The sequence below is a fragment of the Mesorhizobium xinjiangense genome, assembly GCF_009749525.1.
Taxonomy (GTDB): domain Bacteria; phylum Pseudomonadota; class Alphaproteobacteria; order Rhizobiales; family Rhizobiaceae; genus Mangrovimarina; species Mangrovimarina xinjiangensis.
On sequence record NZ_WOAC01000037.1, the window covers coordinates 18,104 to 30,383 of the forward strand.

Sequence of the window (12,280 nt, forward strand, 5' to 3'; positions counted from 1 at the left end):
TTCCGGACTGGCAACAAGACTTGTGTTTCGGTCAGCGGGGAGCTTTTCACACTCCCCTACCCCCTTACTCCCTTACTCCCCCCAAACGGAGCCCACCCATGAAAATCACCGACATCAAGACCTGGGTCGTCGGCAATCCGCCGCCGGGAATCGGGGGGCGCTATTTCATCTTCGTGCGGCTGACGACCGACGGCGGCGTCACCGGCTTTGGCGAGGCCTATAACGCCACCTTCGGCCCGCCCGTCACGGCCCGCATGATCGAGGATGTCGCCGAACGCTATCTCATCGGCCACGATCCGCACGACATCGAGACCTTCTTCCGCCGCTGCTATTCCTCGGGTTTCACCCAACGCCCGGATGTCTCGATGATGGGCTGCTTTTCGGCGCTCGAGATCGCCTGCTGGGACATTATCGGCAAGGAGGCCGGCGAACCGATCTTCAAGCTGCTCGGCGGCCGGGTGCACGAGCGGCTGCGCTCCTACACCTATCTCTATCCCCATTCGGGCAGCGCCGTTCCGGCCGAAGCGGACAACCCCGACAAGAACGTCTACACCGATCCCGATCTCGCCGCCCGATGCGCAGCCGAATATGTCCGCCAGGGGTTCAACGCCGTCAAGCTCGACCCGGCCGGACCCTACACGGCCTTCGACGGCCATCAGCCGCGCCTTGCCGACATCGATCTTTCGACCCGCATGGTTGCCGCGATCCGCGAGGCGGTCGGCACCTCCTGCGACATCCTGTTCGGCACGCACGGACAGTTCACCGCCTCCGGGGCGCTGCGCATGGCCCGCGCCATCGAGCCTTACGATCCGCTCTGGTTCGAGGAACCGGTGCCGCCCGACATGCCGGAGGTTATGGCCGAGGTGGCGCGCGGCACGTCGATCCCCGTCGCCACCGGCGAACGGCTGACGACCAGGGCCGAGTTCGCCCGCGTCATCGAAAACCGCGCCGCATCGATCCTGCAGCCCGATCTCGGACGTTCCGGCGGCATTCTGGAAACCAAGAAGATCGCCGCCATGGCCGAGCCCTACCACATCCAGGTCGCGCCACACTGCTATTGCGGGCCGATCGTCGGCGCGGCCAACATCCAGCTCGCCGTCACCCTGCCCAATTTCCTGATCCTGGAATCGCTCAAGACCTGGGACGGTTTTCACGCCAAACTGCTGAAAAACAAGATCGAATGGCAGGATGGCTGGGTCATCCCGTCAGCCGAGCCGGGCCTCGGCGTGGAACTCGACGAGGCGGTCTGCGAAGCGCATCCCTATGACGGCAACGACCTGCATCTGGAGATGATGCAGACGCCGCTTTTTCCGTGAGCGTCTTCCGCTACGTTTGTTGGCCTTGGCTCCTTCGCACCCCCCTCTGCCTTGCCAGGCATCTCCCCCGCAAGGGGGGAGATCGGCTTGCATAGGCCTTTTTGCCAATCGCCAACGCTGCAGGACGAGCGGGGCATCGAAGCTGCCGATCTCCCCCCTTGCGGGGGGTGAGGAGCGATCGGCCGAAGGACGACGAAAAGCCAATGATTTGGCTTTTCGAGCAACGAACGCGCAGAGCCATAGCGGAGCGCCGAAAGGCAGGCCAGAGGGGGGTGTGAAGAGGCGCAATCACTCACAGATTCAAATAGTTCAGACGCACCATATGCAGGCACGGCTACCCCCTGCCTACCATCGCCCGCACGGTCCGCTCCAGCAACGCCTGCCCACCCGGCTGCCAGCCGAGCGCGCGCAGGCGCTCGGTCGCCATGACGTTGAGCGCCGCGCGGTCGGCGCGCGCCGGCAGCGGATGCGTGGCCCCGGCCGCGTCCCTGACCAGCGCCAGCAGGTCGTGCCGGTCGAGCGCCAGGTCGGAAACGTTGAACACCTTGCCCGACACCGCGCCCGCCTCCGTTTCGAGCGCCAGCAGGACCGCCGCGGCCACGTCGTCTCCATGCACTTCCGTCGCCACGCGCGGCGCGATATGCCGCCCGGCCAGATAATCCTCGAAGAGCCCGGACCATTTATGCGCCCGCCCAGGCCCTGCCGGCCCGTAGACGCCCGTGACGCGCAGGCTGCAGCCGGCAAACGCGGCATCGCAAAGCGCGGCGAGCCCCTGCTCCGCCTCCAGCTTGACCTCGCCGTAAAGCGTGTCGGGATGGGGCGTCATCTCCTCGACAAGAAGGGCGCCCGGCGCCTGCCGTCCATAGACCGCACGGCTCGACAGGAAAACGGCACGCCCGACGCCGGCGCGCTTTGCCGCCGTAAACAGCGCCATCGTGCCGGCGAGATTGCGACGGCGGAAGGTGGCGGGATCATCCCCCTCCCCGCCGCGGTATTTTCCCGGCTCATGGTCGAAGGCGGCATGGACGAACCCGTCGACGCCCGCAAAGGCCGCCGCCTGATCGCGGTCCGCATCGAGACGGCCTTCGACGAATGCGACCGGGCGCGAAAAAAATCCCGGTTCCGGCGGCCGCCGTCCCATGACCGCAACGGCATGGCCCGCGCCGAGCAGAGCCTCGACGATGAAGCGTCCAACGATGCCCGTACCGCCTGAAACCAGGGCTTTCATCGACTGCCCCTTCACCCCGCCTTGATCGTCGGATTGGGCAAGGCATCGATGTCCGGGATCGCCTCGCCGTTATAATAGGCCCGCCACAGCTCGATCAGCGGCCTCAGCCGCTCGGCCTTGGGATGGTTTTCCTCCCACGGCTTCTCATACTGGTAGTGAACGACCGACACCGAGGCCCAGTCCCACAGTTCCGGCAGGTTGAACCAGACATATTGCAGCATGTTGAAGAACACCGGCAGGCCGTGCCATTCGGGGAAGAAGCTCTGCAGAAACGTCTGGTCGGTGCGCTTCCAGAAGGCCTCCGGCGCGTCGAGCGCGTCGAGCATGCGCGCAAAGGTCTCCTGCGACGGCCGGGCAACGAAGACGCCGGAATTCAGCCGGTGAAAATCGGCCAGGCTCTCATAGACATTGGGTGCGGCGGAAAATTCCGGATAAAGGAAGAGCCGGTCGATATTGCGCAATACGACCGCATCGGCGTCGATGAAGACGCATGCGTCGTATTCCTCGAGCTGCCACAGCCTCAGCTTGGCGAAATTGTCGAGCGGGGTGTGGAAATGCGGTTTCCTGCCCTTGGTGAACGGGTTTTGGCCGTGGATGTTTCCCCGTCCATGGCGCGCGTTGAATGCATCCGATGTCGGCAGGAGCGCCGCCTCGACGAGCTTGGCGCCGAGGTCCTCGAGCGGCTTGAGTTCGTCGACGGACGCCCCGCCCGTATGCATCACCACGAGGTCTGCCGTCGTGCCGGTCAGCTTGAGCGAACGTACGAGCGCCGTCGCACCCATGGCGTAGTCGGCATTGGTGACGAGGGTAACGTAGGCGTGGCTGGTATGACCCTCCCCCTCGAGGGGAGGGTGGCCGAACGCCGAAGGCGATCGGCCGGGTGGGGTCCCATCGGCAGTGCTCGGCATAGACGACCCCACCCGGCTCACTCCGTTCGCCACCCTCCCCTCAAGGGGGAGGGTCATGCGGCGTATTCGCCTCACCCCACACTCTTCAGCCGTTTGCCCTCCGGGTCGCGCTCCAGCGTCGGCGCGATGTCCTTGGTCCAGGCGGACACGGCAGGAATGCGCGAGCGGTCGACCCGGTAGGCGAATTTCTTGGCCACGTCGACGACCTCCGAAAGCAGCCCCTGCTCCAATGTCGTCGGATCGAGGCCAAGCGCCAGAAACTGCTCGTTCTTCACCACCAGATCGTTCTCCGCCGCCTCCTTGCGCGGATTGGGCAGATAGGCAACAGTGCCGCCGGTCATCCGCGCCACCAATTCGGCAAGGTCGCGCACCCGGTGTGTCTCTGTCATCTGGTTGAAGATCTTCACCTTGTCGCCGCGTCCGGGCGGGTTCTTCAGCGCCAGCTCGATGCAGCGCACCGAATCCTGGATATGGATGAAGGCGCGCGTCTGCCCGCCCGTGCCGTGCACGGTGAGCGGATAGCCGATCGCCGCCTGGATGAGGAATCGGTTGAGCACCGTTCCGTAGTCGCCGTCATAGTCGAAGCGGTTGACGAGCTGGTCGTGCAGCCGCGTCTGGTCGGTATGCGTGCCCCACACGATGCCCTGGTGCAGGTCTGTAATCCTGACCCCGTCATTCTTGGCATAGAACTGGAAGACGAGCTGATCCAGGCATTTGGTCATGTGGTAGATCGAGCCCGGATTGGCCGGATAGAGAATGTCCTGCTGCACCGTATCGCCCGCCATCGTCTCGATGCCGACGGGCAGATAGCCTTCCGGGATCGCCGCGCCGACGGTCGAATAACCGTAGACGCCCATTGTGCCCAGATGGATGAGATGGGAGTCGAGTCCGACCTCGACCATGGCGTTCAGCAGGTTGTGCGAGGCGTTGACGTTGTTGTTGACCGTGTAGTTCTTGTGCCGGTCGCTCTTCATCGAATAGGGCGCGGCGCGCTGCTCGGCGAAATGGATGATCGCGTCGGGCCGCTCCTCCGCCAGCCAGGCCTTCAGGACCTCGTAGTCGCGCGCCAGGTCGATCAGATGGAAATGGATGCGCCTTCCGGTCTCCTGATGCCAGATGCGCGTGCGCTCCTGGATGGAATCCATCGGCGTCAGGGACTGCACGCCCAACTCGGTGTCGATCCAGCGCCGGGAGAGATTGTCGATGATGTGGACGTCGTGTCCCTGCGCGGAAAGGTGGAGCGAGGTGGGCCAGCCGACAAAGCCGTCGCCGCCCAGAACTGCAATCTTCATCGAATCGTCCCTTTTCGCTTGTGGCCGCTTGCTGGCTAACAACGCTTTATGACAGGAATTGTACGGCATTCTCGCGAAATGCAAATGCGTCCAAACCTTTATGCGGTCCATTGCATATACCAGGCCCGCCCGGCCGGACAAGCCATCGCTCATCTCCCCTCAGGGCTGCATGTCCTGAGCGCTACGTTGCCCCCTCTGGTTCCGAGCTTGTCGAGGGGCCGGCCATCTCCCCCGCAAGGGGGGAGATTACGCTTCCATCGACCTGCACCGCCAATCGCCAAAACTGCCGAAAGAGCGGTGGTCGGGACGCGAGCCAATCTCCCCCCTTGCGGGGGAGATGGCCGGTAGGCCAGAGGGGGGCGCGGAGATGGCCGAACGATGTGCGACCGCTTTCATCCAAGCTGTGGCCACAGTTTTTCCTTTAGGGTCCGGCGGGAAGGCGATATTGATGCGCTGAGAGGAGGTTCCGGTGCCGCGGATCCGTCACTTTCTTTCCAGGCTGTTGCGCCAGCCGAGAACACTGCGCGCGCATCTGATCGCCTTTGCCGTGGCGCTCGTCCTGCCGCTTGCGCTGCTTGCGGCACTGGCGGCCGTATGGATCACGCGCACCGAGCTTGCCGCCAACGAGGCCCGCCTGCAGGCGATGGCGACTAGCGCTTCGGCCACGATCGACCGTGAGATCAACGCCTGGATCACGGTGCTCGAAACCCTGGCCACATCGGAAATGCTCGAAACCCGGGACTTCGCCGCCTTTCACATGCGCGCCCGCGCCGCCCTGCGCAATCGCCCGGCCCATGTCGTGCTGCTCGATCAGAATTTCGACCAGTTGCTCGACACAAGAGTGCCCTATGGCACCCCCTTGCCGCAAACAGCGGACACCGAGAGCGCCGAGAACGCCGCACGTACGGGACGGCCCTACGTGTCGGACGCCTTTGCCGGCTCTGATTCCGATGCGCGCGTGATCAACATATTGCTGCCGGTCACGCGTGACGATGCGCAATATCTGATGCTGATCGCGCTCACCACCGAACGCATCGGCGAGATCATCGGCAATGAAAAACCTCCGGAAGGCTGGACGATCGCCGTATCGGACCGCAAGGCACAGCTTCTCGCCAGCAATCCGGCCGGCGGCAACACACTCGACCTCGCACTCCAACCGCTGCGGCCCGACCGCGTCTCCGGTGTCATCGAACCGGACGACGACGACGGGCAAAATCTGATCGAGGCCTATCGCTGGTCGGCGCTTACCGGTTGGCGCACTTCGGTGCGCGTCGACCGGTCGGTTCTGGACGCGCCATTGTGGAACGGTCTCGTGGGGGTTGCCCTGTTCGCCGCTGCCGCCATCGCCTTGGGCCTGGCCCTGGCCAGCCGGCTCGGCCGCCGCATCGCACTGTCGATGCGGCATCTGCGCGTTGCCGCCGCCGACCTGGCGGCCGAGCGCGCAATCGACGCCCGGCAATTGCCGATCACCGAGGCCAATGCCGTCACCCATGCCGTCCGCCGGGCCGCCGGCGTCATCAGCGAGCGCAGCACCGCGCTGCGGGCGAGCGAGGAGCAGTCACGCGCGCAGCTCGAACAGATCCGCTTACTCATGCGCGAGATGGTCCACCGCAACAAGAACATCATGTCCGTCATCCAGGCGATTGCCCGGCGCATCAGCCGCCGCGCCACGACATTGGACGAGTTTCGGCGCGACTTCGACGACCGGATCGCCGCGCTGGTCAGTTCGAACGAGTTGCTCTTCGGCTCGGGCGGTTCCCGGGTTGCGCTCACCGATCTGATCCGGCAACAGCTCGCCGCCTTCGTCGAACCGGGGTCGCAGCGCCTGGAGATGCAGGGGCCCGCCGTGGCGCTGCGCCCGGAAGCGGTGCAGAGCATCGGTCTTGCCCTGCACGAGCTGGCGACCAATGCGACGAAATACGGTGCCCTGTCCGACGAGGACGGCAGGATCCGCGTCACATGGGCCCGGCGCGGCCGGCGCGGCATCGCCCTGGAGTGGAAGGAGATCGGCGGGCCGCCTGTTGCCGCGCCGTCGCGGTACGGGTTCGGCCACGTCGTCATCGACCGGCTGACGGGCCAGAATCTCGACGGCGAGGTCGATTATGTCTTCGCCGCGACGGGCGTCGAATGGCGCCTGCGGGCGCCCGATGTGCTGGCCGACGAAGACGATGCGCCGGAAGACAACGGCGGGAATATGCCCCACACGGCGACGGTCGGCGGATAGCATCACCGGTAATCAGTCGTGTCGAACGGGAAAATGCGGCACCTTCGCGCGGCCAGCATCCGGGTAGGGGTGGGGTCCGATGCTGGCCGCGCAGCGTTGGTCAGGTCTCCTGTCCACGCGGGGGGTGCGGATCGAGACGTCTACAAAACGCCGGTGGGATGATCCACACCTCGATAATGCCCCATTTCCGATCGGCGCACGATTACGTTTTGACGGAATAGGCTCACCCTATGCCCGGCGCAGGCGGAGCCGCATCAGGGGCAACTGACAACCTGCTGTCACCATCCGCTGCCGGCCGGCGATCGCGCCGGCGCAATGCCCTTTCCATTTGCCCTGACTCTCTCCATATTCGCGCCATGGCCAGATCCCCCGACAAGACGACGCAGCGCAACCCTGCCGGCAGCGGACGCAAGGACGCGCCGAAGAAGCGCAGCCCGATCACCGATTTCATGGACGCATCCGAGCCGCTTGATCCGCCCGGCTTCGAGGAAGCGCCGCAGCCCGGCCTTTCGGGCGAACCGCTCAAAGGCTCGATTTCGGACTGGGCGGATGAGATTACGCGAGAGGCGGAAGAGCCTCCCCAACCGGGCATAGCCAAGCAAGGCCGACCGGCCGTCGCGCCCGATGGCGCGCCTCCCCGCGACGCCGAAGGCGCGCAAAGGATTAAGGGGGGTCGCGAGCCGCGAAGCGGCGACAGCGTGAGCGCTAAGAAATCAAAAGTGCCCGCCCGCTCCGACGCCCCGACGAAGACCGCGCGCGGCACCTCGATGGGCGGCGCCGTTTCGGCCAGGGAGCGCGCCGCGGCAGGCCTGATGCCGGTCGCCGGCCTCGACGTCTCCCTGGAGGATGCGCAGAGCCTGTCGAGCTCCGGCGTCACGGCCACCGTCGCCGCCCTGTCCGCGCTCATCGAGAGCGGCAACCCGCTGCACAAGGACGGCAAGATCTGGACCCCGCACCGTCCCGAGCGGCCGGAGAAATCGGAAGGCGGCATCGCCATCCAGATGAAGTCGGATTACCAGCCGGCCGGCGACCAGCCGACCGCGATCCGCGACCTCGTCGAAGGCGTCGATACGGCCGAGCGCACCCAGGTGCTGCTCGGCGTCACCGGCTCGGGCAAGACCTTCACCATGGCCAAGGTGATCGAGGAGACGCAGCGCCCCGCCCTCATCCTCGCCCCCAACAAGACGCTGGCCGCCCAGCTCTACGGCGAGTTCAAGCAGTTCTTCCCCGACAACGCGGTCGAATATTTCGTCTCCTACTACGACTACTACCAGCCCGAGGCCTACGTCCCGCGCACCGACACCTTTGTCGAGAAGGAAAGCTCGATCAACGAGCAGATCGACCGCATGCGCCACTCGGCCACGCGCTCCCTGCTCGAGCGCGACGACGTCATCATCGTGGCTTCCGTCTCCTGCATCTACGGCATCGGCTCGGTCGAGACCTACACGGCCATGACCTTCCAGATGCGGATCGGCGACCGCCTCGACCAGCGCCAGCTTCTCGCCGACCTCGTCGCCCAGCAATACAAGCGCCAGGACGTCAATTTCGTCCGCGGCTCCTTCCGCGTGCGCGGCGACACGATCGAGATCTTTCCGGCCCACCTCGAAGACCGCGCCTGGCGCATCTCGCTGTTCGGCGACGAGATCGAGTCGATCACCGAGTTCGACCCGCTGACCGGCCGGAAGACCGGCGACCTGAAATCGGTCAAGATCTACGCCAACTCGCACTACGTCACCCCGCGCCCGACGCTCAACCAGGCGATCCGCTCGATAAAGGCGGAACTGCAGCAGCGCCTCGCCGAGCTGGAAAAGGCCGGCCGCCTGCTGGAAGCCCAGCGGCTCGAGCAGCGCACCCGCTTCGACCTCGAAATGCTCGAGGCCACCGGCTCCTGCGCCGGCATCGAGAACTATTCGCGCTATCTCACCGGCCGCGCCCCCGGCGACCCGCCGCCGACCCTGTTCGAATACATCCCCGACAACGCGCTGATCTTCGTCGACGAGAGCCACGTGACGATCCCGCAGATCGGCGGCATGTATCGCGGCGACTTCCGCCGCAAGGCCACACTCGCCGAATATGGCTTCCGCCTGCCGTCCTGCATGGACAACCGCCCCCTGCGCTTCGAGGAATGGGACGCCATGCGCCCGCTCACCGTCGCCGTCTCCGCCACGCCCGGCGGCTGGGAGATGGAGCAGGCGGGCGGCGTCTTCGCCGAGCAGGTCATCCGCCCGACCGGCCTCATCGACCCGCCGGTCGAGGTGCGCCCGGCGAAAAGCCAGGTCGACGACGTTCTGGGCGAGATCCGCGCCACCACCGCCGCCGGCTACCGCACACTCGTCACCGTGCTCACCAAGCGCATGGCCGAGGACCTGACCGAATACCTGCACGAGCAGGGCATCCGCGTGCGCTACATGCATTCCGACATCGACACGCTGGAGCGCATCGAGATCCTGCGCGACCTGCGCCTCGGCGCCTTCGACTGCCTGGTCGGCATCAACCTCTTGCGCGAGGGCCTCGACATTCCCGAATGCGGCTTCGTCGCCATCCTCGACGCCGACAAGGAAGGTTTTCTGCGCTCGGAAACCTCGCTCGTCCAGACCATCGGCCGCGCCGCGCGCAATGTCGACGGCAAGGTCATCCTCTATGCCGACCGCGTGACGGGCTCGATGGAGCGCGCCATGGCCGAGACGCAGCGCCGGCGCGAAAAGCAGCTCCAATACAATGCCGAGCACGGGATCACGCCGGAAAGCGTCAAGTCGCGCATCGCCGACATTCTCGATTCGGTCTACGAGCAGGACCATGTGCGTCCCGAGATCGAGCATCTGGAGGATGCCGGCCAGCTCGTCGGGCACAATCTGGCGGCCCATATCGAGCATCTCGAAAAGGCCATGCGCGACGCCGCCGCCGACCTGAACTTCGAGGAAGCCGCGCGCCTGCGCGACGAGGTCAAGCGGCTGCAGGAAACCGAACTCGCCGTGATGGACGACCCGCTGGCCCGCGACACCGGCATTGCCAACACGCAGAAGAGCCGCCGGGACAAGGCGAAGCGCGGCGGCAAAGGCCGGTCAGTCTCCCCTGACAATGAGCAGCATTCGGCGCAGCCGCAAGGCCGACCGGCCGTCGGGCCTGATGGCCCGCCATCCCGCGACGCCGAAGGCGCGCAAAAGAAGGAGGGGCGGAGCGAGCCGCGAAGCGGCGACAGCGCGAGCGAAAGGAAGGAATCCCCCCTCTTCGCCAAGCCCTCGCTCGACGAGATGGGCACCGCCGGCGACCACGCCACTCCGGCCGGCCCCGGCTCGCTGTTCCACAAGCAGGACCACCGCGAGGCGCACGGCGCCGACTACGGCACGCCCGGCGACGGCAGCCCGCCATCTGGAAGCGATCCCGCCCCGGACGCCCCGCGCGGCAGAGCCGGGCGGGAGGCCGCGTCCGGGCCACAGGAAACGCAGGAAAAATCCCTGTTCAGGAAGAACACGCTGGACGAGATGACCGTCGGCCGCACGGAGAAACCGCTCGGCAAGGCGCCCCCCGCAAAGCAGCCGATCTCCCCCCTTGCGGGGGAGATGTCCGGCAGGACAGAGGGGGGTGCGAAGGGGCGCGACACCTCCAATGATCCAAAGCCCATCCGCCGCGACAGGATCGGCCTGGGCTCATACGAAGACCCGGCCGACGAACGCCAGCGCACCCGCCGCCCGAAAAAGAGCGGCCGGCCTGGGAATTGACGATCCGGGAGCACAACCCTCCACCGTCATCCCGGCCAAGCGAGCAAAGCGAGCGCGAGCCGGGACCCATTGGAAGACCATCGTCGAGCACGGCCCTCCTGAGCTTCGTCGAACGGCCTCGCCTTCGCGCCTTTCAGTACCGCCAGCACTTTCTGCGGAGACCGGCCGCGCTGCTCAATGGGTCCCGGCTCTCGCTGCGCTCGGCCGGGATGACGCGCGTGTTTGCCCGTTGCAGATAACAACCCTTGCGCGCATACTCCGTTCATGGGCGGGTATGTCTACATCCTGGCGTCGCGCAAGAACGGCACGCTCTACACCGGCGTGACCAGCAACCTTGAGCAACGCATATGGGAACACCGGGAAGGCCTGACGGGCGGCTTCACGAAGAAATACGGCGTCAAGATGCTCGTCTGGTATCGCGACTACCACGATATCCGCGATGCCATTGACGACGAGAAGCGCATCAAGCGCTGGCGGCGCAAGTGGAAGCTCGAACTCATCGAAACCATCAATCCGCGCTGGGATGACCTCTACAACACCCTGAACATGTGAGCGCACACCGCCCCTCTCCCTCATGCCGGACGCCCATCCCTCGCTGTCATCCGGCAAGCCCACCTCTCCGCCGTCATCCCGGCCAAGCGAGCAGAGCGAGTGCGAGCCGGGACCCATTGAAAGACCATCGTCGAGCACGGCCCGGTCCTCGTTATGGAACGTTTCAACAGCGCCCGCGCCCTCTGCGGAGACCGGCCGCGCTGCTCAATGGGTCCCGGCTCCCGCTCCGCTCGGCCGGGATGACGGGCGTATTTGGCTCCGCTCCACCGTCATCCCGAAGCCCGCCCATCAGCCGTCATCCCGAAGCCCGCCCATCAGCCGTCATCCCGGAAGCCCGGAGGGCTATCCGGGACCCATTGGAAGAACGTCGTCGAGCACGGCCCGGTCCTCGTTATGGAACGTTTCAACAGCGCCCGCGCCCTCTGCGGAGACCGGCCGCGCCTCTCAATGGATCCCGGCTCTCGCTCCGCTCGGCCGGGATGACGCGCGTGTTTGGCGCCCCTCAACCGTCATTCCGGAAGCCACCCCCTCCATCGTCATCCCGGAAGCCCGGAGGGCTATCCGGGACCCATTGGAAGAACGTCGTCGAGCACGGCCCGGTCCTCGTTATGGAACGTTTCAACAGCGCCCGCGCCCTCTGCGGAGACCGGCCGCGCCTCTCAATGGATCCCGGCTCTCGCTCCGCTCGGCCGGGATGACGCGCGTTGTGAACGCCAGCGCACCCGCGACCCGAAAAAGAGCGGCCGGCCGGGCCACTATAATCTCCATCGTCATCCCGAAGCCCGCCCCACAGCCGTCATTCCGGAAGCCACCCCCTCCATCGTCATCCCGGAAGCCCGGAGGGCTATCCGGGACCCATTGGAAGATCATCGTCGAGCACGGCCCGGTCCTCGTTATCGACGTTTCAACAGCGCCCGCGCGCTCTGCGGAGACCGGCCGCGCCTCTCAATGGGTCCCGGCTCTCGCTCCGCTCGGCCGGGATGACGCGCGTTGTGAACGCCAGCGCACCCGCGACCCGAAAAAGAGCGGCCGGCCGGGCCA

7 protein-coding genes are annotated in these 12,280 nt (G+C 65.9%); 4 read left to right on the forward strand and 3 right to left on the reverse strand.

What is annotated here, in order from left to right:
- Positions 1-98 precede the first annotated feature (98 nt).
- A complete protein-coding gene (locus GM909_RS24620; RefSeq protein ID WP_157020177.1) occupies positions 99-1,316 on the forward strand; it encodes a mandelate racemase/muconate lactonizing enzyme family protein in 1,218 nt (405 codons plus the stop codon).
- 334 nt (positions 1,317-1,650) lie between these two features.
- On the opposite strand, the gene GM909_RS24625 is transcribed toward GM909_RS24620, so the two are convergent.
- The 3 genes from GM909_RS24625 to GM909_RS24635 form a co-directional block, all read right to left on the reverse strand.
- Positions 1,651-2,544, reverse strand: a complete 894-nt coding sequence (locus tag GM909_RS24625) for an NAD-dependent epimerase/dehydratase family protein (protein WP_157020178.1) — start codon at positions 2,542-2,544, stop codon at positions 1,651-1,653.
- Positions 2,545-2,555: 11 nt separating this feature from the next.
- Positions 2,556-3,452, reverse strand: coding sequence for a glycosyltransferase (locus GM909_RS24630; protein ID WP_157020179.1), 897 nt, complete (start codon positions 3,450-3,452; stop codon positions 2,556-2,558).
- Positions 3,453-3,523: 71 nt separating this feature from the next.
- On the reverse strand, positions 3,524-4,744 hold the full coding sequence (locus GM909_RS24635; RefSeq protein WP_157020180.1) for an NAD-dependent epimerase/dehydratase family protein: 1,221 nt from the start codon (positions 4,742-4,744) through the stop codon (positions 3,524-3,526).
- 469 nt (positions 4,745-5,213) lie between these two features.
- Here GM909_RS24635 and GM909_RS24640 point away from each other — a divergent pair, with 469 nt between their 5' ends.
- The 3 genes from GM909_RS24640 to GM909_RS24650 all read left to right on the forward strand — a co-directional run bounded on the left by GM909_RS24640 (position 5,214) and on the right by GM909_RS24650 (position 11,239).
- Positions 5,214-6,968 (forward strand): sensor histidine kinase, encoded by a 1,755-nt coding sequence (locus tag GM909_RS24640; protein WP_157020181.1) that lies wholly within the window; start codon positions 5,214-5,216, stop codon positions 6,966-6,968.
- Positions 6,969-7,324: 356 nt separating this feature from the next.
- The gene (gene uvrB / locus GM909_RS24645; RefSeq protein ID WP_157020182.1) at positions 7,325-10,687 is read left to right on the forward strand and encodes an excinuclease ABC subunit UvrB; all 3,363 of its coding nucleotides are present in this window, start codon (positions 7,325-7,327) and stop codon (positions 10,685-10,687) included.
- A 264-nt stretch (positions 10,688-10,951) separates the two neighbouring features.
- Positions 10,952-11,239 (forward strand): GIY-YIG nuclease family protein, encoded by a 288-nt coding sequence (locus tag GM909_RS24650; RefSeq protein ID WP_157020183.1) that lies wholly within the window; start codon positions 10,952-10,954, stop codon positions 11,237-11,239.
- Positions 11,240-12,280 lie beyond the last annotated feature (1,041 nt).

Coding starts and splice junctions, on each gene's coding strand:
- GM909_RS24620 (WP_157020177.1), top strand. CDS start 99: ATGAAAATCACCGACATCAAGACCTGGGTCGTCGGCAATCCGCCGCCG.
- GM909_RS24625 (WP_157020178.1), bottom strand. CDS start 2,544: ATGAAAGCCCTGGTTTCAGGCGGTACGGGCATCGTTGGACGCTTCATC.
- GM909_RS24630 (WP_157020179.1), bottom strand. CDS start 3,452: ATGCCGAGCACTGCCGATGGGACCCCACCCGGCCGATCGCCTTCGGCG.
- GM909_RS24635 (WP_157020180.1), bottom strand. CDS start 4,744: ATGAAGATTGCAGTTCTGGGCGGCGACGGCTTTGTCGGCTGGCCCACC.
- uvrB (WP_157020182.1), top strand. CDS start 7,325: ATGGCCAGATCCCCCGACAAGACGACGCAGCGCAACCCTGCCGGCAGC.
- GM909_RS24650 (WP_157020183.1), top strand. CDS start 10,952: ATGGGCGGGTATGTCTACATCCTGGCGTCGCGCAAGAACGGCACGCTC.